This window comes from Halomicrococcus pelagicus (genome assembly GCF_050954125.1).
In genome coordinates this window covers 44,927-67,640 of sequence record NZ_JBPBWC010000015.1, presented here as the reverse complement: position 1 = coordinate 67,640, position 22,714 = coordinate 44,927, and the positions used below count along the sequence as shown (strand labels likewise).

Genomic DNA, 22,714 nt, shown 5'->3' with positions numbered 1-22,714 from the left:
GTAAAGGTTGAGGTTCTCCCGTTCGTCGGATTTCGGCAGTGCAGGGCTCTCTCGACGAGTCGAGAGAAACGCTTATGCTCGAAGACGTACACGATAGTACGTTACGTATGGCGTCTCCCGGTCACCTTGCCAGCGCGGTCGTGTTCGGTCTCGTCCTAGTCGGCGTGGTCGTCGCGCTCGCTCGCTCGTTCGACTGGCGGGTCGCCGGTCCGGCGCGTCCCGCCCGCGCTGCGCGGGACCGCCGCGACGGCTTCGACGTGGTCGCGGACGCGGCCCGCAGCCCCGTCGCGTGGTTCGTCGGGTTCCTGGTGTTCGCGCTCGGAGGAGCGGCGGCCGCCGTCGTGCTCGTCGGGGGCGCGACGGGCCCGGTCCGCCAGGGGGCGTGGCTCGCCCTCGGTCTCGTCACCGCCGCCGTGTTCGGCGGCTACGTCTTCTGGGGTACCTACCAGTCCGCCCGCTCCCGGGGGATCGGGAGCGCGACCGCGGTGCTCGCGGGACTGTGGCTGCTCGGCAGCCTGTTCGTCGTCGCCGTGGTCGTCCGGCTGGTGATGGCGTGACGCCACCGAAACTCGCACGCTCGCCGTGATAGAGAGAAACTATTTTAACAGTGCTGACGTATGGAACGCGTTAGCAAGGCAGGGCACCCATGATAGACATCACGATGGACATGGAGCAGTACGACTGCCCGTTCATCGACACGTCCGACGACCACGGCGTGACCTACTCGGCCATCCACTGGGACTTCGACCGGGGAGCGCGGGAACTGGAGACCCGGCTGGTGGTCGAGGGCGACGACCGGGGGGAGCTCGATTCCGGGCTGCAGTCGCTCCAGGACCACGACAACATGCGCGATTGCTCGCTGCTCTCCAAGCAGGACGACGTCGCCCACATCAGGACGACCATCGGCGAAACCGACGCGATGCGGGCCATCCGCGACCACGACGGCTACATCACCGGTCCGTTCTACATCGAGGACGGAAGCGAACTGTGGCACGTCGGTTTCGACCACGAGGACACCGCCGACGGCGCGCTCTCGGAACTGGAGTGGAACAACGAGTTCGACGTGGTCTCCCGCGAGTCGACCGACGTCACGGACCTCCAGTCGCTCGTCCAGAACGCGGGTGCGGCGATGACGCTCATCGAGGGCTGTCGCGACCTCTCCGACGTGGAGCGCGAGACCCTCGAAACCGCCGTCTCGGACGGCTACTTCCAGAGTCCGCGGTCGGCGACGCTCGGCGCCCTCGCCGACGAGTTCGGCGTCTCCAAGCCGGCCGTATCCAAGAACCTCCGGCGCGGCCAGCGCAAGATGATAGAACGCGTCGTCGAGGCGCTGGACGAACTGGAGGAGTAGGTCACTCGTACGTCAGCGTCATCCCGCCGTCGACGGTGAGGTCGCCGCCGTTCAGGTGGCCGGCGTGTTTCGAGAAGCCGAAGACGAAGAGGTTGCCGACCTCCAGGGGCGTCATCATCTCCGACGCCCGGGACTGCCCGAGCATCACATCCTCGACCACCTCGTCCACCGAGATGCCGCGCTGCTCGGCGGTGTCCGGAATCTGGTCCGTCACGAGCGGCGTCTTCACGTAGCCCGTGCTGACCGAGAACGAGCGGACGCTCCCGTCGCCCTCGGCGGCGATGGACTGCGTGAGCCCCCGGATGCCGAACTTCGCGACGTTGTACGCCACCTTGTCGCTGGTGACGTAGTGGCCGTGGACGGAGGCCATGTTGCCGACGCATCCCGTCCCGTCCTCGCTGGCCCGCATGTGGGGGAGACACTCCTTCGCGAGCAGGAACGGCGCGCGGACCATCACGTCCTGGAGGCGGTCGAACCGCTCCGCCGGGAACGCCTCGATGGGGTCGACGTGCTGGAGTCCGGCGACGTTCGCGAGGTACTTCACCGTCCCCTCGTCCGCCGCGGCGTCGACGAGGGCCGCTATCTCGTCGGCGTCCGTCAGGTCGGCGGCGACCGTCGCGACGCGCCCGTCGAGGTCGCAGTCGGCGACGCGCTCGGCGGTCCCGTCGAGACCCGCCTCGTCCACGTCGGTCCCGACCACGGTCAGGCCGTTCGCGGCGAGCGCGAACGCCGTGGCGCGCCCGATGCCCGAGGCCGCGCCGGTGACGATGGCGACGTTGTCGGCGGCGAAGCGGTCGTCGTCGACGTACAGTACCTCGTTGGGGTCGAGTTCCGGCGGTTCCACGCGGTCGGAGTCGTCTGGCATGGTCGTCCCGACGCGCGCCAGCGGCGAGAAGCGTCGGGTTGACATGTGAACGAAGGAGGCGCTCGCCGACCGGGATCCCGAAGACGGCCCGGAGATACAAACGGCTCTCCGTCGTACTCGGTGGCGACGCGGTGAGAACCGATGCGCGTGCTCGTCGTACCGGAGATTTACCGGCCAGGAGACGCCAGCAGCAGCGGGACGCTCAGCGACGCGGTGACGTGGGTCGAACAGTGGCTCCGTCGCGACGAGCATCTCCACGTCTACTGGTTGCTGCCGCCCCGCGAGCGAGCGGGCTACGACCGCGCCGACGTGCTGGCCGACCGCGAGCGCGTCACCCTCGTGGAGGCCGAACCGTTCCTCGCCGACCATCCCGAGCGAACCGCGTTCACCGAACACGGCTACACCGAGGCCGAACTGACCGCGCTGGCCGACGCTGTCTACGAGCGGGGCGGGTACGTCGACGCGGTGGTCGACCAGCGACGGACCGGCCGAGTCACGCTCCAGAAGTGGCTGCTCGTCCACACCGACCACTGGGCGGCCGACGTCGCGCCCTTCGACCTGGTGGCGAACGTCCACGACCTCCAGGTTCCGTTCAAGTTCCGCTACTGTCGGTACCGCGAGCGCCTCCAGATGGGGATGGAACTCGCCGGGGCGGCGTTCGCCGACGGCGTCTGGTTCACCGCCGGGGTCGACGCCGCCGCGTTCCGCGAGCACGCCGCCGACCTGCTGGCCCCCGCGCTCGTCGAGGTGACGCTCGGGGAGGCCGTGGAGGCGGGCAGCCCCATCGCGTTCGGCGAGTTCGAGGAGTCGTACGCCGACCGCCCCGAGTGGCTCCACGTCGCCGGTTCGCTGTGGGAGAAGAAGTGCGCGGACGACGTGCTCGGGGTCGCGGAGACGCTGCACGAGCGGTTCGGCGTCCGGACCGTGATGACGAGCATGGAGGCGATTCCGGAGGAGTACGCCGCCCTGCCGTGGGTCGAGACCCGCTCCGAGGCGTCCCCGGCGGAGTACCGCGACGCCCTCTCGCGGGGCGACCTCGCCGTCTGCGCCAGCGAGTACGAGACGATGGCCCGGACGCCGTTCGAACAGGCCGCGAGCGGCCAGGTCCTGCTCCTGCGGGACGAGCCCTGGATTTACGACTGTGTGCCCGAAGGGTACGACCTCGTCGCCGACCCCGGTGACCTCGAGGCGCTCGCGGTTCGGGCGGTCGAGCGGTGGGACGAGGCGGTCGCGGCGAACCGGCGACTCCTCGACCGCGTTCGCGAGGTCCGGAGCCCCGACGCGTGCGGTCGCCGGACCTACCGCGACCTCCGCGAGCGCGTCGCCGCCAAGGTCGCGGCGTACGACGTCGACCGCGCGGACGCGCCGGTCGAGCGGGCGCTGGACGACCTCGCCGGTGCGTCGGACGTCGGGTTCGCGCTGGACGAACTGGTCGCACGCACCGCGGAGTACACCGACGGCGGCCGCCCCGTCACGGACCGTGAGACGTACTCCCGTACCGACGCGCTGTACGCGCTCCGGAACCTGGGCTACGAGGACAGCGGAGCGGGAGAGCCCCCCGAGTTCGTCCGGACCGGCCGATGGGCGTGACCTTCGTCGTCGTCGGCCGACGACCCTAACCCGGCGCGGTTCGAACTGCCGGACGTGGTCAACGCGTTCTGGCTGGACCGCGACCTCGCGCAGGCCGCCCGGTGGCTCGTGGACAGCCACGTCACCAGCAGCGTCTTCGAGTGTTCGATGGTGCTCACGACCGCCGTCCAGTTGCGGGGGTATGGCGACGAGGCGGAACGCGAGGACCTCTACTTCACGCACGCCGACCATCCTCTCACCCAGTGGGCCGCACGCGCACACGAGAACTGGCGGTACCTCTACGAGTACACGGCCCGTGCCCACGAGGAGTGGCAGTACCGCTGGGACCACGAACCGGACGACCGCCACGGTTCGTGGGAGACCGTCCTGGGACTCGACTGCGAACGCGTCGCCGCCCTCGACTGGCCCGGCACCCCCGGCGACCCGCCGCAGGTGACCGGCGAGTGGACGGCCGACGACTACGTCGACGCCTACCGGCGATACTACGCCAACGAGAAGCGCGACCTCTTCGAGTGGCGCAAGGACCGCGCCGCGCCGCCGTGGCTAGACGAGTACCGGGTCGCCGGCGGGTCCGCCGAGTAGCGTCCGACGCGACGTCCGAGCAGCGTCGCTCCGTCGACGGGGCGCGTCGAAAAACGGACGATTGGTCGCCGGACGTCAGCGTAAATCGGTCGTTTCCGCTCGAAAGCGGGATTGATTCGGCTGAACCCGACGCTATCGACGGTGACGATGACCGGGGTTGACGGGTCCGCCCGTTGCAGTCGTGGCGGGGGATGGGGATGACCGACGAACGCAACGAGGAACGCGACGCGACCGACGGAGCGGTTAGCAGACGCACCGTCCTGAAGGGCACGACCGCCGCAGGGGTCGCCGGGGGCCTGCTCTCGGGTCAGGCCAGCGGCCACCCGAAGCCTCGAACGATAACCGTGAAAGCACTGACCGTGCCCGCCAGGTACAGGTTCACGGTCAGCGGCGAAGTGGCGAGGCGACCGAGCGCGGGAGCGTCGGATGAGATACGGGGCCACCGGACGGTTCTCGGACGGATAGACACCAAGGGGGAACTCGACGAGTTCAAGTTCTCCGGAGAGATCACCTCGTTCGAGATACTGAAAGGCGACGTCGACGTCGTCGTCGACGGGAAGAGGGTCGAGAAGAAGAGAACGAAGAAAGCGAAGGAGCCGGCCCTGCCGAACGGAATCACGATACAGGCGGAGGGCGAAGATGTCAGCTACCGGTTCCGGGTGACGGGACGGGTCAGGAAAGGACCGAACGCGGACGGTGGCGACTCCGTCGTCGACGGTACGAAGGTCAGCGGTGCCGTCGGCGGACGCGGCACCGACGACTACCGTTACTCCGGGTCGCTCGTCTTCGACTCCACGGAGGGGCCGCTGACGGTCACGCTCGAACTCGACCAGTAAGCCGGTTCGACGACCGGACGAAGACCGACGCGGCCGGGTCACCCGGGTGTGGTCGTTCTGGCCGTTTCTTCGAGCGACTCGCGCAGTTCGACGATTCGTCGTTCGAGGTCGGTGAGGGCCTCGGGAGTGAGGTCGTGTCCTTCGCGCGCGGTCGCGGGGAGTTTCCCGGCCTCGACGGCGGTCTCGTTGACGCGCCGATGCAGCACCGCGCTCCGCGTCTCGAGTCCGTCTCGCCACCGTCGAACCGTCTCCTCGCCGACGGCGTCGTTCCGCCGTCGTTCGGCCAGCTGCCGACGGCAGTCTTCGAGCGTCTCCAGCCGTTCCTCGATGCGTTCGCGCTCGTCGGCGACGATGTCGGCCCGTTCCTCGACCGTCGTGGCGTTGGCGAGTCTGGCGTCGAACCAGCGGTCGTTTATCTCCGTCTCGACCGCCGACTCCTGTGCCCCGACCACGTCGGCGAGTTGCTCTCCCGGTTCGCTCGTGACGGTGCCCTCGCGCAGTAACTCCGCGCAGGACCGCTCCTGTGCGACCGTGGTCGGCGTCGTGGCGGCGAGCAGGACCCCGACTACGATCCAGAGGAGCAGTGTTCGTCGCATCGCCCGTCGATACGCCGTCATCGATGAAATACACCGACGATAGTCCGGGCGAGTAAGCTGGCTGTACCGTCCGTTTCGCGCGAGTTAGTCGTCATCGTCCGCGAGCGACAGCACGTTCTCCCGTCCGAGCCGGAAACTCTCTATCGTTCCGTCCTCCCGGAGTTGCGTGACGACCTGGCTGGTCTTCGCCTCGGTCCAGCCGAGTTCTTCGACGACCGCCTGCTGTTTCGCCCGCCCGCCGTGGCGTTCGAGAACGTCGACGACCCGTTCCTCGTTGCTCAACAGCTCCGGGTCGGGGTCGTCGGTCGGTCCGTCGTCGGTCGCGCCCGCGAGTCGTCGCACCGCCTGGAGCGGCGTGGTCCCGCGCCGCCGATACAGCCCCCAGAAGCCACCGACGACCGTCGTGAGCGCGACGAGCACGAGGGCGATTCCGAGTCTGTGGGGGGCGAATCCGGTCGACCTGGCCATCTCCATCCGCGGCTCGCGTGGACCGAAGTCGACCGGCCCGCGCCAGACGACGGCGTCCTTCCGGCGGGCGTCGGCCGGCGGGCGTACCTCGGCCAGTTCGTATCCGCTCGGCCACGAGACCAGCATCCGCTCGTTCCTGTCGAGGAAGAACCCCGAGAGGGCGTCTCCGACCCGGATGCGGTCGCCGGTCACGGCCGCGAACCCGTGCCACGTGAACCGGTAGACGACGACGCCGTACGTCCGGGGGAGCCGTCGCACCTCGCTCTCGACGCCGAAGTTGGTCCCGGCCATCTCGCGACCGGTGGCGTTCTCGGCGGCCGCGATGGTCCCGCGGATACCGTCGAAGAAGCCTCGGCTGTACGCCGTCCGGTTCGAGCGGATGTCCCGCTGGAGGTTCTCGAACGCCGCGGTGATGTTCGGGTCGTCGAGTCGGGTTCGATACTCGATGCGCCACTGCGCCGTCCCGTTTTCGGCCACGTCGACCCGGATGAAGACGCTGTCTCGTTCGATGTCGGCGGTCCCCGTCGTGGCCGCGTCGACTCCGTCGACGCGCTCCGCGCGAACGGTCCTGCTCGCCAGCACGCTCCCGGCGACGACGCTCCCGACGACGAGCACGAGAAGCGAGACGCTGACTAGCCGACCCCCCATTTCCCCTACCGAGATAGGTCGCTGGTGCCAAAGAACGTACTGCTTCCGGACTATCGGCTGACACGTATGCGTGCGCGGCCACGAACCCCCGGCGGTCCGGGACGTTCGGGCGGTTCGGGGCGAACGGTCGTCCCCCGCCGAATCGGCGGTCGCGTCGGCGGCGTGCCGTCGCTCGTGCGACCGGGACCGCTCCGTCGCAGGGGTCCGCCCCCGCGGAGTTAATTTTTCGCGGTGCGCCCCCGGGAGATGGGCCAGGATTTAGATGCTCGGCATGCTACTGCGTACATGGCCGACAGCCATCCGGCTGCCGGGTCCGATGGGGGGCCGGGCGACGCGGTGACGTTACGAGACGTGCGAAAGACGTACCAGCTCGGAGAAGAAGTTCACGCGCTCGACGGGGTGACGCTGTCGATTCCCAGGGGCTCGTACACGGCGGTGATGGGGCCGAGCGGGTCGGGCAAGAGTACGCTTCTGAACCTCATCGGCTGTCTCGACACGCCGACGGACGGGACCGTCTACGTCAACGACCGAGAGGTGACGGAACTGTCCGAAAGCGAACGCACGACCGTCAGGGGGGAAGAGGTCGGGTTCGTCTTCCAGACGTTCAACCTGATGCCGCGGCTCACAGCCGTCGAGAACGTCGCGCTTCCGCTCGTGTTCCGGGGAGTCGGACGGTCGGAGCGCCGGGACCGGGCGCGGGAGCTGCTGTACCGCGTCGGTCTCCGGGGCCGGGAGGACCACCGTCCGAACGAACTCTCCGGCGGGCAGCGCCAGCGGGTTGCCCTGGCCCGTGCGCTCGTCAACGACCCCGCCATCATCCTCGCCGACGAGCCGACGGGGAACCTGGACAGCGACACCGGTCGCCAGATAATGGGCCTGTTCCAGGAGTTCCACGACGACGGCAACACCATCCTCATGGTGACCCACGAGCGTCACATCTCCGAACACGCCGAGCGCATCGTCCACCTGCTGGACGGTCAAATCGAGGAGATAGAGGAGGTCGAGACGCCGCGCCGGGTCGAGGAGGCGCGCTGATGGACCCGGCGGAGACGCTGCGGATGAGCCTCCGCGCCATCGGGAGCCACCGGATTCGGTCGTCGCTGTCGGCGTTCGGCATCGTCATCGGCATCGCCGCCGTCGTCACGCTGGCCACGCTGGGGACGAGCCTCCAGGCCGACATCGTCTCCCAGGTCGCGGGCGACAGCGCACCGAACATGTACGCCTGGGCCGGCCAGTCGAACGGCCAGCCCGGGGCGTCCGCCCAGCCCGTGTTCACCAGCCACGACGTCACTGCGATTCGCTCGCTGGACGGGGTGGCGGACGTCGTACCGCGGGGCTTCGTCGCCACCGCCTCGGTCACGTACCGCGGGAACACGGTGAGCCAGAGCAACGTCGTCGCCACCACGCCGGCCAAGTTCGACGGCCAGGAGTTCGCGGCCGGCGGCCCGTTCGAGCAGGGGAGCCGGCAGGTCGTGCTCAACCCGCTCGCGGCGCGGATGTTCGATCGGACGGCGTCGGTCGGCGACCGAGTGACCGTTCGCCTCTCCGACGGCCGCCGGGTCGAGGCGACGGTGGCCGGCGTCCTCAACAGTTCGCAGGGAACCGACCAGTTCGAGGGCCAGTCGAGCGTGCCCCGGGTGTACGTGCCGACGGACCCCTTCTACGGCCAGACGGTCGAGAGCCCCTCGCAGGGGGTAGACCAGCGCGTCTACCCGCTGTTGACCGTGGTCGCCGAGGATCACGAGGACGTTCCGGCGGCCAAGCGGCAGGTGCGGCGCTACCTCCGGCGGAACTCGGACGCCGCGACGCTCCGCCCGGACGCGTACTCGTTCCACGTTCGGACCGACGAGGACCTCGTGGAGCAGGTGCGCGAGATACTGAACACGCTGACGACGTTCGTCACGAGCATCGCCGTCGTCTCGCTGGTCGTCGCGTCGCTCGGCATCGCCAACGTCATGCTGGTGTCGGTGACGGAGCGGACGCGGGAGATTGGCATCATGAAAGCGGTGGGCGCGCAGAACAGCGACGTGCTCCAGCTGTTCCTGCTGGAGGCGGTGCTGCTCGGCGTCTTCGGCTCGCTGTTCGGCGTCGCGCTCGGCGCGCTCGGCGGCTACCTCGCCACCGAGTACGTCGGGTTGCCGCTGGTGTTCGCCGTCGAGTGGGTGCCCATCGCCGTCGTCGTCGGTATCGGCGTCGGCGTCGTGACCGGACTGTATCCCGCCTGGAGCGCCGCCCGCGTCGACCCCATCGACGCGCTGCGCTACGAGTGACCCTGTCGCGTCGACGCCCCTCCACCGGGGGAGAGACGCGCAGGAATCACTCCCGGAGCCTGCTCTCGTAGAAGCGTTCCAGCGAGTCGACGGTCGACTCCCAGGTGAAGTTCCGGCAGGCGTGCGTTCGGCTGGCACCGCCCGCGGCCCGCAGTCTCTCGTCCGGGAGGTCGAGCCACGAGTCCAGTCGGTCGGCGAGCGCGGGGGGCGTCGCCTCGCTGGCGAGCGGGTCGGCCGGGACGGCGTCGTCCAGCCCATCGAGCACCTCCGTCGTCCCGCCGACCGGGGTGGCGACGACGGGTGTGCCCGCGGCCAGCGCTTCGAGGGTCGCCAGGCCGAACCCCTCCAGTTGCGTCGTCGGCAGGACGAACAGGTCGGCGGCGGCGTACGCGCCCGGCAGGTCGGCGTCGGGGACGTAGCCGTGGAACGTGGTCCGGTCGGCGACGCCGCGGTCGGCGGCGCGGCGCTCCAGGTCCGCCCGCAGCGGGCCGTCGCCGGCGACGTGGAGGTGTGCGCCCGGATGGTCGTCGGCGACCCGCGCGAAGGCGTCGATCAGCAGGTCGTGACCCATCCGAGGGCTGAGTCGGCGCACCGTCAGCAGCGCGGGGTCGCCCTCGACGTCGTACCGGTCGTCGACGGCCGGTTCGAACCGCTCGACGTCGACGCCGCCGGGGATGACGCTCGCCTGAGCCGGCGCGTCGTACACGCGACGGTACTGCTCGCGCATGTAGTCGCTCAGCGTGACGACGTGGTCCGCCTGCCCGAGGACGTACCGCTCGACGGCGGCGCGGGCGCGAGCGTTGAGTTCGCGCCGGGGGTTGGAGACGCCGCTCTCCTCGCGAGCGCGGATGCGGTACTCGGTCGGCCAGGGACTGTGGAAGGTGGCGGAGCGGGGGACCGAATCGTCGACGCACCGGTCGACGAACAGCGAGGTGACGGGTCCCTGGAAGCTGACGTGGTCGACGGGCGCGCGACGGTTCGCTTCGGTCACGGCGTCGGCGACGCGCCGGAGCGCGCCGGGCAACTGGCGGAGCACGCGGTCCCCCCGCTCGCCGGCGATGTCGATGTCGTAACGGTAGACGTCGATTCCGTCGACGGTACCGCGCGGCGGTGCATCCCCGCGTCGTCGTGTGACGACCGAGACGCGATGTCCGCGATCGAGGAGGCGACGCGCTGTCTCGTAGACGTAGCGACCGGTACCGCCGGACCCGGAGTCCGGATACAGGTCGTGTGCGGCGACGAGCAGGTGCACGGCCGAGGTTCCGTCGAGGACGCTCAAAAGCCCGTGGGCCGGACGCGTGCCCTCGTCCCGGTGGGATGCGGGTCAAAACTCCATCGGCGAGCGCGCCGGTCTCGGTCGACTCTGTCGGATATACAGAGAGCTATCTGGATAGCTTTCTAGAATTTCAGTGCCACGCCCTATCGTGGCAAGTGACAACTACCACTTAGGAATAGTATCAATTTTTAGGGGTGGAGTACGATAGACGACCAAGAAGTCCTGACAATGACGGATCAAATCCGGGTGCTGCACGTAGACCCTCTGTCCGACACGGGCGCGCCGCCCGCTGAACTCGACGGTCAATCGGGTGATATGTCGGTGACCAGCGCTACGGGGCAGACGGCCCTGGACGCGCTGGCGGAGGGGACGGCCGACTGCGTCGTCAGCGGGTATGCACTCCCGGAGAGTGACGGTCTCGCGCTACTGGAGCGGATTCGGGACCGGCACCCCGACCTGCCGTTCGTCCTCTGTACCACTTCGGGGGACGAACGCGTCGCGGCCGACGCCGTTGCGGCCGGCGTGACGGGGTACGTCCCGGCCGACATCGACGGAGACCGCGTCGACGCGGTTCTCGCGGAGGTTCGCCGTTCGGTGACCGACCGCAGTCGGCCGCGACGGAAGTTCGACCGCTACCGTTCCATCGTCCAGGCGATGGGCGACGGAGTGTACACGCTGGACCGGTCGGGGACCATCACCGCGGTCAACGATACGCTCGAAGACCTCTCCGGCTACGACCGGGAGGAGCTCGTCGGCGAACACGTCTCGGTACTGCTGAGCGAGGGGGACGTCGCCGAGGGCGAACGGCTTATCCGCGACCTCCTGCGCGACGACGAGCGGGACGTGGGGAAACTACCGATGACCCTCCACACGGCCGACGGAGCGTCGATTCCCTGCGAGATGCGCATCGGACTCCTCAACGACGGCGACCGGTTCCGCGGCACGGTCGGGGTGCTCCGGAGCATCGCCGAACACGAGGACATCAAACGGCAGTTGCGCGACGAGAAGCAGAAGACGGAGGAACTCCACGAGATCGCTTCCGAGATGGTGGCCTGCCAGACCGCCGACGAGATATACGACCTGACCGTCGAGGCTGCCGAGGGCATCCTGGAGTTCGACATCTGCGGCGTCGACGTCGTCGAGGACGGCTACATCGTGCCGAAAGCTATCTCGACGGGGATGACCGACGACGGCTACACCAGACTCGAAGCCGACGAGGGTATCGCCGACCAGACGATACAGAACGGCGAGTCGTACGTCATCGACGACGTGCGAGAGGTGGAGGACGCTAGCCCGGCGCAGTCGGAGTACCGCTCGCTCGTCAGCGTCCCGCTGGGCGAGATGGGCGTCTTCCAGGCGGGGTCCCGGGAGGTGGGCGCGTTCGACGACGACGTGGAGCTGATAGAACTCCTGCTCTCGCACGCCGTCGAGGCGCTGCGACGCATCCGTTCACAGGAGGCGCTCCGGGAGAGCGAGGAGAAGTACTGCACCCTCGTCGAGCAGAGCCACGACGCCATCTACATCTACCGTGACGAGGAGTTCCTGTTCGTCAACCAGCGCGTGTGCGAGCTCACCGGCTACTCGCGGTCGGAGCTGTACGAAATGCAGGTCTGGGACGTGTTGCATCCGGACGAGCGCGAGCGCCGTCTCCCACGACCTTCGGAATCCGCTGAACGTCGCGCAGGGTCACCTCGAACTCGCCCGCGAGCGCGAAGAGGACCGTCACTTCGAGAAGACCGCCGGCGCGCTCGCCCGGATGGAGGACCTCATCCGCGACCTGCTGACGCTGGCTCGACAGGGGCAGGTGGTCAGCGAGACGGAACCGGTGGAGCTGGAACCGGTGGTCCGTCAGGCCTGGGCGACCGTCGAGACCGAGGAGGGCTCGCTCGTCGTCGCGGACTCGGTCGAGGTCGAGGCGGACGAGGGGCGGCTCACGGAACTGTTCGAGAACCTGTTCTGCAACGCGGTCGAACACGCCGGTCCCGCCCCGACGGTCCGCGTCGGCCGGCTCGACGCCGCGAGTGCGGAGCGACCGCCGCGAACGGACGACGCGAACGGCGACTTCCCGGCCGGGTCCGACGCCGGCTCGTCAGCGTCGGGCGAGGACGGGGCTCCTCGGGGAACGAACCGGACCGGGGGCGGATTCTACGTCGCCGACGACGGTCCGGGTATTCCGCCGGAGCAGCGCGAGGCCGTCTTCGAGCACGGTCACACCACCGCGGCGGACGGCTCGGGTCTTGGCCTCTCCATCGTGAAAGGCATCGCGGAGGCTCACGGATGGACGATAGAGGTCCGTGAGAGCGACAGCGGCGGTGCGCGTTTCGAGATTCGTTCCGCGTAGCGAGCGCCCAGAACTGCGTTACTCCGACCGCTTCCAGCGCCCGGGTTCCTCGCCGTGGAACTCGCCTTTGGCCCGTCGTCCGGTCGGCCAGAACGTGACCACGACCACGACGACGAAGAAAATCGCCACGACGCCGGCGACGATTTCGCCGGGGACGCCGGAGACGGACGCGGTCTCCGTCCACGGCTCTCCGGGCGCGAAGAGCGTGATTCGGAAGACCCACGCACCTCCGAGGAGGAGATAGAGCAGGAAGTAGACGCGTCGGAGTCGGCGCGACAGCGCCTCCAGGTACGACACCTTCAGCGTCGGCCTACGGAGGTCGGTGCCGAGTTCCTTCCGCCACTCGTCGACCGGCGTCCCCGCAGGGTCGAAGGTGTTCGCGAACACGTTCTCCTCCAGGAGACGAACGCGGGCCCGGGTCGCGTCGTAGATGCGATACCGGCGAACGTCGAAGAGCAGGAACGCCGAGACGGCGACGATTCCTATCAGCAGGAGGTACGCGGTCACGTCGCCGCCCTGGAACGCGAGCGCGAGCACCGCCGTCACGACGGCTATGGCCCAGTCGACGGTGAGGTCGAGGCGGTCCATGAGGCTGTTCGCCTGCGCGACCTCGCCGCGGTAGTAGTGGGGCAGCATGGAGAGGAACTTCTCGTGGTCGGTCGCCGCCTCGCTGGCTACGTCTCGCTCCTCTGGTTCGGTCGAATCGAAATCCTCTGGGTCGACGTCGGAGTCCGACATCACGCTCTCTACCGCATCGACTCGATTAACTCTCCGCCTCGGTTCCGGGCGTCGGACGGTCGTAGCGAACGCCGAGGGCGACGGAGCCCCCGTCGCCTACCGCTCCCACCGGAATCCGGTCGCGTCCTCCGGCGCGGGCGCGTCGAGCGGACTCGACGGGAGACCCGGCGACGGCTCGGGGTCGTTGTACGCTCGCGGCGCGACGTCGTTCGGCGCGTCGGGATAGAACAGCGCGGCGAGCAACTGAACCTGGCCGCGGCCGACGCCGAGTTCGAACTGTCCGCCGCCGTACGTACGGATGTCCCGGCGGTCGCAGTACTCCAGCGTCTCCAGCAGCGAGGCGACGCTGCCGAACCGGGAGGGCTTGACGTTCAGCCAGTCCGGCTCGAACGGCAGCGCTTCGACGCTCTCGACGCCGTGGATGGGGGCGTCCCAGGCGATTCGCTCGCGCGCGGCGTCGAGCACGTCGGTCGTCTCGTCGGTGTACGCCGGGTCCTCGACGAGTGCATCCGGCAGGCCGTCGCGCACTCGACGGTAGAGGTCGGCGTCCGGTCGCTGGTTCACCTCCGCATCGCCGTACTGGGCTTTCATGTCGACGACGCGTACTGCGCCGGTGTCGGCGAGGTCGGCGACGAGGTCGTCGGTCCACTCCGAGGTCGCGTCGAGTTTGAACTCCAGTTCCGGGTCGTGCTCCAGCCAGCGCTCGACGCGGTCGGTGGTCGGCGGGTCGCCCAGTCCCATGCTCGTGACGAACCGCACCGCGTTCGGCTCACGGTCCAGCGCGTCGGCCAGGCGCTCGCCGGCCTGCCGGAGCGCCAGGTCGAGCGCGGCGCTCTCGAACCCCCAGCGGCGGTAGTCGCGAAAGTCCTCGCGGCCGGGTCCCGTCGGAAAGAGGTCCAGTTCGCCGACCGTTCGGGAGAACTCGTCGAACTCGTACTCACCCGAGAGGTCGAGGTCGGCGTCGGGGAGCGACCGCTGGTCGTCCTCGTCGTAGGTCACGTCCTCGCCGCGGCCGGTCGCGCCCTCGCCGTGCAGGGCGATCTCGGTCGTGACGCGGGTGAATCCGCTGGAGGTGTCGCGCTCGTGCTGGTCGAACTCGACGCCGTCGACGACCAGCGGCAGGTCGGCTATCCGGTCGTAGAGTGCCATGGTGGACCGTCGGCGGGCGAACAGTTAATTCCGGTGTTGATTCGGTCGGTGCGGACTACTCGGCCGGCGTCAGTTCGACCTCGCTGGCCTGGAAGTCCTCGACGAACGCCCCCTCGCCGCCGACGCTGTACGTCCCCGCTTCGGTCTCGACGACGAGTGCGTTCTCGACCGGGAAGGAACTGGTCGTCGGCTCTATCAGCGACTGCCGAACGTCGACGACGACGCCGTCGAGTTCGCCGGCGGCGTCCTCGTCGTACAGCGGATGGCCGGTCACGCGGGCGCGAATCTCCGTGCCGGAGCGGAGGTGAAGCGACGCCTGCAGGACCGCCTGACGAAAGTTCCGGAAGGTGGCGGGCAGTGCCATCGGTTCGGCGGTGTACACCTCCGCCGCCATCGGGAGGTAGTTGCCGAGGAATGACCCGACGATGACCGGGGTGAGCTGTTCCTGCGCGAAGACGATGGCCTGGGTCGGGCTGTTGGATTGGGAGAGCAGCTCGCCGGGGGCGACGAGGCCGTCCGTCTGGTTGACGGTCAGCATCGTCGGCATCGGCTGGTCCCAGGCGCGGGCGACCGAGGCCAGTCCGTCGAGGCCGACCGCTTCCTCCGGGTCGACGCCGGTGACGAGCAGGAGTACGAGCACGTCGCGCTCGACTGCCGCCCGGAGTTCGTCGGCGACCTCGTCGAGCAGGCGGTAGGGTATCGCGAGCGTCACCTCGGTGTCGGCGCGCGACAACAGTTCCGAGATGCGCTTGAGGACGGTGACGCGGGACTTGACGACCTCGAACCGCTCGGTCCGGGAGTCCGTCCGCGAGAACCGCGAGTCCAGCGCCGGCCGCATCTCTTCCAGGTCGTCGGTCAGCGCGCCCACGACGTCCTCCGGCGAGTTCGCCCGTATCGTCGTCGGGACGGCGTGGTTGTTCACCTCGACGAAGCCCCTGTCGGACAGCGTCTCGGCGATGCTGTAGACGTACCGCTTGGAGACGCCCGCCTCGTCCGCGATGGTGCTCGCTTTCGCCTCCCCGAGTTCCAGGATGGTCAGGTAGGTGTCCACTTCCTTGTCAGAGAACCCGAATCGCTGTAGCTGGTCCTCGAGCGACGCGTCGTCCATACCGGGGGTTGCGACCGGCCGATACTTACATCACCCGATGGCCGGAGCGTCGCGGTCTCACCGCGCTCGCAGGACGACGGCGTCGCGGACCCGGACCGCGTCCGCTCGCTCGCCGGCGCTGGCGTCGGCCCCGGCGAGCAGGTCACGGGAATTGACGGCCCGCCCGAGCGTCACCGTGGCCGGTTCCGCGCCGAAGTTCAGGACGACGACGAGTCGTTCGTCGCCGCCCGTGCGCTCGTAGGCGACGACGCGCCCGGGGTCGCCGTCGTGAACGTCGCACGCGACGCGCTCGACGCCGGCGACGCGCAGCGCCGGACGGTCGTTCCGGAGGTCGACGAGGCGGCGGTGGAACTCGGTCAGTGCTGCGTCGCCGTCGTGCCAGCGCATCGTCCCGCGCTGCTCGGGGACGCCGCGCTCCTGGCCGTAGTAGATCATCGGCGCGCCGGGGAGCGTGAACGTCGCGGCCGCGGCGGGTCGCAGCGTCCCCTCGTCGCACTCGGTCGCGTAGCGGTCCTCGTCGTGGTTCTCGACGTAGCGCATGTGGACCGCCTCGTCCGGGTAGCCGACGCGCGGGGAGTCCTCGAGCGCGTCGAAGAGGGCGTCCGCCGGCGCGTCGCCGGTGCCGACGTCGCGCAGTGCGTCGTAGAGGTCGGTGTCGTAGTGGACGTCGAACTCGTTCTCGCGGAAGTCGGCGTCGCGCGGAACCGTCTCGTCGAGCAACAGGAAGTCGTCGTCGCGGGCCTTCAGTCGCTCGCGGACCTCCTTCCAGAAGCCGTGCGGAACGCCCCACGCGACGTCACAGCGGAACCCGTCGACGACCGGCGCCCACTCGTCGACGACGTCGAGTATCCACTCGCGGACGGCCAGCGAGTCGTAGTTCACGTTCGGTATCTGCGTCCAGGTGAAGTAGTGGCCCGGCGCGTCGTCGCCGGCCCAGTCGACGTCTGACGCGTCCTGGTCGGCGGGGATGCGCTCGTAGCGGTCGGCGTACTCGGGGACGCCGGCGCGGTGCAACTGGAAGGCGGGGTGGTCCCGCGAGGTGTGGTTGACGACGAGGTCGAAGACGACCCGTATGTCGGCCTCGTGGAAGCGCTCGACGAGCGACGCGAACTCCTCCCGGGTGCCGAGGTCCGCGGCGGTGTCGAAGAAGTCGGTGACGTGGTAGCCGTGCCGGGTGGGACTCGCAAGGACGGGGGTGAGCCAGACAACGTCGACGCCGAGCGACTCGATGTAGGGGACGCGTCGCTCTATCTCCTCGAACGTGGTGTCGACGGTCTCGCCGGCGAACTCGCGGACGAATATCTCGTAGATGGTCGCGTCGCGGACCCAGTCCGGCGCGTCGGCGGGCCGCTCGAAGGAGACCTCGTCACCGTCGCGAATCGTCAGCGTGTCGGCGACGCCGTGGCGGACCGCGTTCGAAGTGTCTCGCCCGGCGACGGGGACGGCGTGGACACGGGAGAGCACCGGGAGCGCGTCGCGAGGAACCCGCAGTTCGTCGCCGTCGACGGTCACGTCCTCGCGCGCGAGCGCGTCCCGGTCGTCGAGATGGAACTCCACGTCGGGGTCCGCGTCGTCGGGGGCGGCCCGGGCCGTCGCGGTGACGACCACCGCCTCCCCCTCCCGTCGCCCGTCGAGACGGACGCGGGGCCGTCCCGCGCCCTCGACGGTGGTTTCGGCGGTGGCGAAGGGGTCGAACTCGTCGTCGAAGGCGAAGATGGCCTCGTGGTCGCCCGGCGGCAGCGCCGCGTCGAGAACCCACTCGTCGCCCTCGAGCTCGGCGCGGTGGACCCCCATCGTGAAGTCGTTGAACGCGCCGATGACGGTAGCGTGGTCAACGTCCCGGACGTCCCCGTCCACGTCGTCCGCGGCGACGGTGAACCGCGCCTCGCGGCGGGGGTCGGGGAACGCCCGCACCGTCTGTGCGTGAGCGCCGTCGGGCGCGTCGAGTTCGACCCGGTAGGTGCCGGGGACGTCCGGCGCGAGGTGGACGACCGGGCCGTCGCCGACCGTCGCCGTGCTCTCTGCGGGCCTGTCCGTGACGCGCCACCGGTGGGTCGCCGACGGGTCGGGAGCGCGCGGTGCCAGTTCGACCGAATCGCCGACGTGGAGGAATCGCGGCGGTCCTGGATGTGGCATACCCCCACGGTTGCCGGTGGTGGTTTTTACCCTTTCGGATTGTGGAAAATTTGTGAACTACAATTTCACCACAGTTATTAGTAGAGGGGCGTGTACGTCTCGGCCAATGCAACTCCGCGACGCGCTGAACGATTACAAACGCCACCGGGACGACAGCACGCGGTTTCCCGGTGAGCGACGAACGACGACCGGTCGGTTCTCCGGCCGCGACGGACGGCTGGTCCACGTCGACGAGGACGGAGCGGTCCGGGACTTCAGCTACCCGCTCGTCGGGTTGACCGGCGTCGCTCGCTCGCGGTTCGGCGTCCGCCCCGCGAACGAGGAGGACGCCGAGACGACGTGGTTTGATGCCGCGGGCGACCAGCGGTACCACGACCGCACGGCGCTCGTCGTCACCGACCACGAGACCGTCCACGGCCGCGTGACCCAGTACGACCTCACCGTCAACGGCGTTCACGTCACGCACGTCAACGCGAGCGACGCCGACGAGGCGCTCGACGTGGTCGCCGGCTTCGGGTTCGCCCCCGACGGCCGCGACACGCGCATCGCACAACTGCACCACGGCGACGCGGTCGAGGTGTACCACGCCGAGGAGGCCGATTTCCTCGCGAGCGCGACCGGGTTCGAGGCCGTCCGGGGGTCGGCGTTCGGCGGGTTCCCGGAACTGCTCGAGGAGACGCCCGCCGAGTACCCCCGGACCGGTCGGCGGAACCCCTACGACGAGGACCTGCTGAGCGGCGACGTGGTCGGCGTTATCCCGACCGAGGACGGGACGGCGACGCTGGCGACGCTGCTGACGAGTCGCGAGGAGACGCCCCGCGCCGACGCGCTCGACGCTGTTCGGACGGCCGCCGCCCGCGACGCCGCGGCGCTCGAACGAGCGGCCGAAGCGCAGGTCGACGACCCCGTCGACGCCGACCGACTGCACGCGGCGGCCATCGCCGCCGACCGCCGCGTCCTCTCCCTGCTCACCGGCCGGTCGGGCCTGCGCATCGCCGCCCCCGACTTCGACCCGTATTACGCCCACTCCGGCGGCTACGGCTACTCGTGGTTCCGCGACGACGCCGAGATATCGCGGTTCCTCCTGGAGGCGGACCGCCACTTCGGCCTCGGACTCGACGACTGGCACGACCGCAGCGCGGCGGTGTACGCCGAGACGCAGCTCGACGACGGCACCTGGCCGCACCGGGTCTGGCCGTTCGACGCCTCGCTGGCCCCGGGCTGGGCCAACGGCCGGATGGAGGTCGGCGACGGTCTCAACTACCAGGCCGACCAGACGGGGAGCGTCACGACCTACGTGGCGGCCTACGACGAGGGCGGAAACTACGGCGACGTGCTGGCGCGGGCGCTCGACGGCCTCGACGCCACCCTGGCCGACGACGGCCGACCGGTCGCCTGCCAGAACGCGTGGGAGGACATGTCCGGTCGGTTCGCCCACACGGCCGCCACCTTCCTCGAAGCCTACTCCGCGCTGGCGGCGACCGACCCCGACGACGTCGCGGACCGCGCGGCCGACCGCGCCCGCGAGGTGTACGACGCGCTCGACGACCTCTGGGTCGACGACCGCGGCGTCTACGCACTGCGCGAGTACGCTGACCACCACGAGGACGCGGGCGAACTCGACGAACGGGCCGACTCCGCCACGCTCGCCCTCGTCGGGGCACACCGCGCGTACGACCGGGTCGGCGACGTGGACGACGAACGGCTGGACCGCCTCGTCTCGCACGTCGAGACGGTCGTCGACGAACTGTTCCACGACCCCGACGGACCGGTCGCCGGCCTCGTTCGGTACGAGGGCGACGGCTGGCGGCGGCGCGAACAGGACGGCGAGAAGATATGGACGGTCTCGACGGCGTGGGGTGCCAACGCGGCCGGGACGCTCGCCGCGATGCTCGCGGACCGCGGCGACGACCGCGCCGACGCGATGGCCGCGACGGCGCGGGACCTGCTCGCGTTCGTCCTTCCGGACGGACCGCTCTGTCTCGACAGCGGGTACCTCCCCGAACAGGTGTTCGACGACGGCACGCCGGACAGCGCGACGCCGCTCGGGTGGCCCCACGCGCTGCGACTGGCGACGATGGCCCTGCTCGACGAGTACGACTTCCTCCAGGAACGGACGGTCCCGGCGGACGACTAAACCGTCGCGGCGGTGCGTTCCCGCTCGCCGTCGAACAGGAGCGACTCGCCGCTCTCGGGGTCGAACAGGTGGACGTCCGACTCGTCGAACGTCACGTAGATGACCTCGCCCGGTTCCGGCTCTATCCCGGAGGCGACCCTGGCGATGAACTCCTCGCCGAGGTCGAGGTGGAGGTAGTTATCGCTCCCGACGGGTTCGACGACTTCGACGGTGGTCCCGATGCCGTCCCGGTCGTCGACGACGGCGACGTTCTCGGGGCGGATTCCGAGGCGCGCTCGCTGCACGCTGGCGTCGGCGACTCGGTCGGCGCGCTCGCCGGTCAGCGAGTACGCGAACCGGTCCCCGTTCCTGAGCGTGACGCCGTCGCCGGCGTCCTCGACCGTCACGTCGACGTTGTTCATCGACGGCGACCCGACGAACCCGCCGACGAACTCGCTTCTCGGGTTCGCGTACACGTCGCTGGGCCGGCCCGTCTGCTGGAGGACGCCGTCGTTCATGATGGCGAGGCGGTCGCCCATCGTCATCGCCTCTTCCTGGTCGTGGGTCACGTAGATGGAGGTGATGCCGAGTTCCTCCTGCAGTCGCTGGATCTCCGTCCGCATGCTCGTCCGGAGCTTCGCGTCGAGGTTCGACAGCGGTTCGTCGAACAGGAACACGTCCGGTTCGCGGACGATGGCGCGGCCGAGCGCGACGCGCTGTTTCTGCCCGCCGGAGAGTTCGCTCGGCTTGTCGTCCAGCAGGTCGTCGATGCCCATCATCGTCGCCGTCTCGTCGACCTTCTCGTGGCGTTCGTCTTCGTCCATGTCCGTGCTCATCCGGAGGCCGAACGCCATGTTCTGCCGGACGGTCTTGTGGGGGTACAGCGCGTAGTTCTGGAACACCATCGCCACGTCGCGGTGGCGCGCGTGCACGTCGGTGACGTCCTCGTCGTCGATACGGATCGCGCCCGACGTCGGCTGTTCCAGCCCCGCAATCATCCTGAGCGTCGTCGACTTCCCGCACCCGGACGGGCCGACGACGGTGACGAACTCCCCGTCCTCGACGGTCAGGGACACGTCGTCGACCGCGACGATCTGTCCGCTGTCGAACTCCTTTCTGAGATTATCGAGCGTTACAGTTGCCATTTGGCGGTATCTCTTGACGACGGAATATAGTTCTTGCCCTCAATATTCGATTCGTGAGGTATAATTACGTAGTAGTTTGATGATCGAGGCGCTCGCCGGAATCGGGCCGCGACGCTACGGTCATGCCCGCAGGCCTTGGTCGTCGGGACTGCCCGTCGAGGCCGTCCTGTCGGCCGAGCGCTCGTGTCCCGGTCCAGTGGTGCGCGTTGGTCAATCCCATGATTTAAGTCGTGAACGAATAATACATCGTTATTCCATGACAATGGATCGTAGAACCGTGCTCAAGCACGTCGGCGGTGCGGCTGGTATCGCGGCACTGGCGGGCTGTACCAGCGTTCAGGAGAGCAACTCCAACGGAACGACCGATTCCGGCGAGTCGTCCGGCAAGGCGAAGGCGTGGTACTCTCTCCCCGAGACGGAGATGCCCCAGCGCAAGCAGGCCATCAAGTCGTTCAACCAGCAATCCCCACACACGATACAGGGCGCAGACATCTCCGAGATGGAGAAGAAGACGACGAGCACCATCCCCGCCGGACAGGGGCCGAAGACCTTCGAGTGGGCTCACGACTGGGTCGGCGACTACTACGAGCGAGGCTTCGTCGTCGACCAGAGCGACGCGGTCGACGTGAGCCTCGACCAGTTCATCGGCCCGGCCAGAGAGGCCATCCAGTACGAGGGCAACCTCGTCGGCCTCCCGCACGACGCCGAGACGGTGACGCTCATCTACAACACCGACGTCGTCGACTCGCCGCCGGAGACGGTCTCGGACATGGTCTCGATCATGGAGGAGTACCACGCCCCGAAACAGAACAAGTACGGCCTGAGCTACCCCTTCGACCCCTACTTCACCAGTGCGTGGCTTCAGGCGTTCGGCGGGTACTACTTCGACCCGAACGAGGACCCGATGCTCGGCGTGGACAAGAAAAAGACGGTCCGCGGTCTGAAGTTCGCACTCGACAACTTCGTGCCGTACATGCCGGACGACGCCAAGTACGAAACCCAGGCCGCCCCCTTCGCCGACGGCAACGCCGCGTTCGCCATCAACGGCCCCTGGTATCTCGCCACGCTCAACGACAAGGACGTGAACTACGAGGTCACGACGCTCCCCACCGTCGACGGTGGCGAGCCCAAACCCTACACGGGCATCACCATGTGGTACTTCTCGAAGGGCATGAAACAGGGCGGCGCGGACACGAAGGCCGCCCGGAAGTTCATCGAGTGGTACGCGACCAACGAGGACCTCATCCGCAAGCGCGCCGAGAAACAGGGTGCCATCCCCGTGCTCGACAGTCTCGTCGGCAGCGACGACCTCCCGAACCAGGTGACGGCCTTCTCGAAGAGCGTCGACCAGGGGACGCCGATGCCGACCCACCCGAAGATGAACAAGGTCTGGCCGCCGATGAAGACCGCGCTCACCAAGGCGTTCAACGGGGACGCCAGCCCGGAAGCGGCGCTGAACCAGGCCGCCAAGACCATCCGGAACAAGTGGGGGTAGCAGG

The 22,714-nt window shown here is 68.9% G+C and carries 19 protein-coding genes and 1 pseudogene; 11 read left to right on the top strand and 9 right to left on the bottom strand.

Annotated elements, in window-relative coordinates; translation table 11 throughout:
• Nucleotides 1-107 precede the first annotated feature (107 nt).
• Together ACRYA2_RS20325 and ACRYA2_RS20320 are read left to right on the top strand one after the other, a co-directional pair.
• On the top strand, nucleotides 108-557 hold the full coding sequence (locus ACRYA2_RS20325) for a hypothetical protein (RefSeq protein WP_433632399.1): 450 nt from the start codon (nucleotides 108-110) through the stop codon (nucleotides 555-557).
• A gap of 89 nt (nucleotides 558-646) precedes the next feature.
• Nucleotides 647-1,351 (top strand): helix-turn-helix domain-containing protein, encoded by a 705-nt coding sequence (locus ACRYA2_RS20320; RefSeq protein ID WP_433632397.1) that lies wholly within the window; start codon nucleotides 647-649, stop codon nucleotides 1,349-1,351.
• 1 nt (nucleotide 1,352) lies between these two features.
• Here ACRYA2_RS20320 and ACRYA2_RS20315 read toward each other — a convergent pair whose 3' ends face one another.
• Nucleotides 1,353-2,216 (bottom strand): SDR family oxidoreductase, encoded by an 864-nt coding sequence (locus ACRYA2_RS20315; protein WP_433632394.1) that lies wholly within the window; start codon nucleotides 2,214-2,216, stop codon nucleotides 1,353-1,355.
• A gap of 141 nt (nucleotides 2,217-2,357) precedes the next feature.
• Here ACRYA2_RS20315 and ACRYA2_RS20310 point away from each other — a divergent pair, with 141 nt between their 5' ends.
• From ACRYA2_RS20310 to ACRYA2_RS20300, 3 genes are all read left to right on the top strand, one after another.
• Nucleotides 2,358-3,806 carry a glycosyltransferase family protein gene (locus tag ACRYA2_RS20310; protein ID WP_433632392.1) on the top strand — a complete coding sequence of 483 codons (1,449 nt, stop codon included), beginning with the start codon at nucleotides 2,358-2,360 and terminating at the stop codon, nucleotides 3,804-3,806.
• Between the two features lie 54 nt (nucleotides 3,807-3,860).
• Entirely contained in the window at nucleotides 3,861-4,388 is a 528-nt protein-coding gene (locus tag ACRYA2_RS20305; protein WP_433632389.1) for a hypothetical protein, read from the top strand.
• A gap of 197 nt (nucleotides 4,389-4,585) precedes the next feature.
• Complete coding sequence (locus tag ACRYA2_RS20300) at nucleotides 4,586-5,224, top strand: twin-arginine translocation signal domain-containing protein (protein WP_433632386.1); 639 nt, start codon at nucleotides 4,586-4,588, stop codon at nucleotides 5,222-5,224.
• Nucleotides 5,225-5,262: 38 nt separating this feature from the next.
• On the opposite strand, the gene ACRYA2_RS20295 is transcribed toward ACRYA2_RS20300, so the two are convergent.
• Both ACRYA2_RS20295 and ACRYA2_RS20290 read right to left on the bottom strand, forming a co-directional pair.
• Entirely contained in the window at nucleotides 5,263-5,820 is a 558-nt protein-coding gene (locus ACRYA2_RS20295; RefSeq protein ID WP_433632384.1) for a hypothetical protein, read from the bottom strand.
• An 84-nt stretch (nucleotides 5,821-5,904) separates the two neighbouring features.
• Nucleotides 5,905-6,936, bottom strand: coding sequence for a helix-turn-helix transcriptional regulator (locus tag ACRYA2_RS20290; protein WP_433632381.1), 1,032 nt, complete (start codon nucleotides 6,934-6,936; stop codon nucleotides 5,905-5,907).
• A 285-nt stretch (nucleotides 6,937-7,221) separates the two neighbouring features.
• On the opposite strand from ACRYA2_RS20290, the gene ACRYA2_RS20285 reads away from it, so the two are divergent.
• Both ACRYA2_RS20285 and ACRYA2_RS20280 read left to right on the top strand, forming a co-directional pair.
• The gene (locus tag ACRYA2_RS20285; protein ID WP_433632379.1) at nucleotides 7,222-7,971 is read left to right on the top strand and encodes an ABC transporter ATP-binding protein; all 750 of its coding nucleotides are present in this window, start codon (nucleotides 7,222-7,224) and stop codon (nucleotides 7,969-7,971) included.
• Entirely contained in the window at nucleotides 7,971-9,206 is a 1,236-nt protein-coding gene (locus tag ACRYA2_RS20280) for an ABC transporter permease (protein WP_433632376.1), read from the top strand. The genes ACRYA2_RS20285 and ACRYA2_RS20280 overlap by 1 nt, the downstream gene beginning before the upstream one ends.
• Before the next feature lie 46 nt (nucleotides 9,207-9,252).
• Here ACRYA2_RS20280 and ACRYA2_RS20275 read toward each other — a convergent pair whose 3' ends face one another.
• Entirely contained in the window at nucleotides 9,253-10,458 is a 1,206-nt protein-coding gene (locus ACRYA2_RS20275) for a glycosyltransferase family 4 protein (RefSeq protein WP_433632373.1), read from the bottom strand.
• Between the two features lie 252 nt (nucleotides 10,459-10,710).
• Here ACRYA2_RS20275 and ACRYA2_RS20270 point away from each other — a divergent pair.
• Both ACRYA2_RS20270 and ACRYA2_RS20265 read left to right on the top strand, forming a co-directional pair.
• Nucleotides 10,711-12,099: pseudogene (locus tag ACRYA2_RS20270) on the top strand (PAS domain S-box protein); the annotation flags it as partial.
• Entirely contained in the window at nucleotides 12,011-12,823 is an 813-nt protein-coding gene (locus ACRYA2_RS20265; protein WP_433632535.1) for a sensor histidine kinase, read from the top strand. The pseudogene ACRYA2_RS20270 and the gene ACRYA2_RS20265, both read left to right, overlap by 89 nt.
• Before the next feature lie 18 nt (nucleotides 12,824-12,841).
• Here ACRYA2_RS20265 and ACRYA2_RS20260 read toward each other — a convergent pair whose 3' ends face one another.
• The 4 genes from ACRYA2_RS20260 to ACRYA2_RS20245 form a co-directional block, all read right to left on the bottom strand.
• Nucleotides 12,842-13,561: a DUF2270 domain-containing protein gene (locus ACRYA2_RS20260; RefSeq protein ID WP_433632370.1), complete on the bottom strand. Its 720-nt coding sequence runs from the start codon at nucleotides 13,559-13,561 to the stop codon at nucleotides 12,842-12,844.
• A gap of 96 nt (nucleotides 13,562-13,657) precedes the next feature.
• Nucleotides 13,658-14,710, bottom strand: a complete 1,053-nt coding sequence (locus ACRYA2_RS20255; protein WP_433632368.1) for an enolase-like domain-containing protein — start codon at nucleotides 14,708-14,710, stop codon at nucleotides 13,658-13,660.
• A 55-nt stretch (nucleotides 14,711-14,765) separates the two neighbouring features.
• On the bottom strand, nucleotides 14,766-15,818 hold the full coding sequence (locus ACRYA2_RS20250) for a TrmB family transcriptional regulator (protein ID WP_433632365.1): 1,053 nt from the start codon (nucleotides 15,816-15,818) through the stop codon (nucleotides 14,766-14,768).
• 57 nt (nucleotides 15,819-15,875) lie between these two features.
• Entirely contained in the window at nucleotides 15,876-17,954 is a 2,079-nt protein-coding gene (locus tag ACRYA2_RS20245) for an alpha-amylase family glycosyl hydrolase (protein ID WP_433632363.1), read from the bottom strand.
• Between the two features lie 106 nt (nucleotides 17,955-18,060).
• Between ACRYA2_RS20245 and ACRYA2_RS20240 the strand changes: the two genes are divergently transcribed.
• A complete protein-coding gene (locus ACRYA2_RS20240; protein WP_433632361.1) occupies nucleotides 18,061-20,091 on the top strand; it encodes a DUF7997 domain-containing protein in 2,031 nt (676 codons plus the stop codon).
• Here the strand turns inward: ACRYA2_RS20240 and ACRYA2_RS20235 are convergent.
• Entirely contained in the window at nucleotides 20,088-21,215 is a 1,128-nt protein-coding gene (locus ACRYA2_RS20235; protein ID WP_433632358.1) for an ABC transporter ATP-binding protein, read from the bottom strand. The genes ACRYA2_RS20240 and ACRYA2_RS20235 overlap by 4 nt on opposite strands.
• A 256-nt stretch (nucleotides 21,216-21,471) precedes the next feature.
• Between ACRYA2_RS20235 and ACRYA2_RS20230 the strand changes: the two genes are divergently transcribed.
• The gene (locus tag ACRYA2_RS20230; RefSeq protein WP_433632356.1) at nucleotides 21,472-22,710 is read left to right on the top strand and encodes an extracellular solute-binding protein; all 1,239 of its coding nucleotides are present in this window, start codon (nucleotides 21,472-21,474) and stop codon (nucleotides 22,708-22,710) included.
• Nucleotides 22,711-22,714 lie beyond the last annotated feature (4 nt).

Bases quoted from the DNA above. Each gene is read 5' to 3' on its own strand.
- ACRYA2_RS20290 (WP_433632381.1), bottom strand. From the start codon at position 6,936: ATGGGGGGTCGGCTAGTCAGCGTCTCGCTTCTCGTGCTCGTCGTCGGG.
- ACRYA2_RS20235 (WP_433632358.1), bottom strand. From the start codon at position 21,215: ATGGCAACTGTAACGCTCGATAATCTCAGAAAGGAGTTCGACAGCGGA.
- ACRYA2_RS20285 (WP_433632379.1), top strand. From the start codon at position 7,222: ATGGCCGACAGCCATCCGGCTGCCGGGTCCGATGGGGGGCCGGGCGAC.
- ACRYA2_RS20260 (WP_433632370.1), bottom strand. From the start codon at position 13,561: ATGTCGGACTCCGACGTCGACCCAGAGGATTTCGATTCGACCGAACCA.
- ACRYA2_RS20230 (WP_433632356.1), top strand. From the start codon at position 21,472: ATGACAATGGATCGTAGAACCGTGCTCAAGCACGTCGGCGGTGCGGCT.
- ACRYA2_RS20320 (WP_433632397.1), top strand. From the start codon at position 647: ATGATAGACATCACGATGGACATGGAGCAGTACGACTGCCCGTTCATC.
- ACRYA2_RS20325 (WP_433632399.1), top strand. From the start codon at position 108: ATGGCGTCTCCCGGTCACCTTGCCAGCGCGGTCGTGTTCGGTCTCGTC.
- ACRYA2_RS20310 (WP_433632392.1), top strand. From the start codon at position 2,358: ATGCGCGTGCTCGTCGTACCGGAGATTTACCGGCCAGGAGACGCCAGC.
- ACRYA2_RS20255 (WP_433632368.1), bottom strand. From the start codon at position 14,710: ATGGCACTCTACGACCGGATAGCCGACCTGCCGCTGGTCGTCGACGGC.
- ACRYA2_RS20245 (WP_433632363.1), bottom strand. From the start codon at position 17,954: ATGCCACATCCAGGACCGCCGCGATTCCTCCACGTCGGCGATTCGGTC.
- ACRYA2_RS20240 (WP_433632361.1), top strand. From the start codon at position 18,061: ATGCAACTCCGCGACGCGCTGAACGATTACAAACGCCACCGGGACGAC.
- ACRYA2_RS20300 (WP_433632386.1), top strand. From the start codon at position 4,586: ATGACCGACGAACGCAACGAGGAACGCGACGCGACCGACGGAGCGGTT.
- ACRYA2_RS20250 (WP_433632365.1), bottom strand. From the start codon at position 15,818: ATGGACGACGCGTCGCTCGAGGACCAGCTACAGCGATTCGGGTTCTCT.
- ACRYA2_RS20315 (WP_433632394.1), bottom strand. From the start codon at position 2,216: ATGCCAGACGACTCCGACCGCGTGGAACCGCCGGAACTCGACCCCAAC.
- ACRYA2_RS20295 (WP_433632384.1), bottom strand. From the start codon at position 5,820: ATGCGACGAACACTGCTCCTCTGGATCGTAGTCGGGGTCCTGCTCGCC.
- ACRYA2_RS20280 (WP_433632376.1), top strand. From the start codon at position 7,971: ATGGACCCGGCGGAGACGCTGCGGATGAGCCTCCGCGCCATCGGGAGC.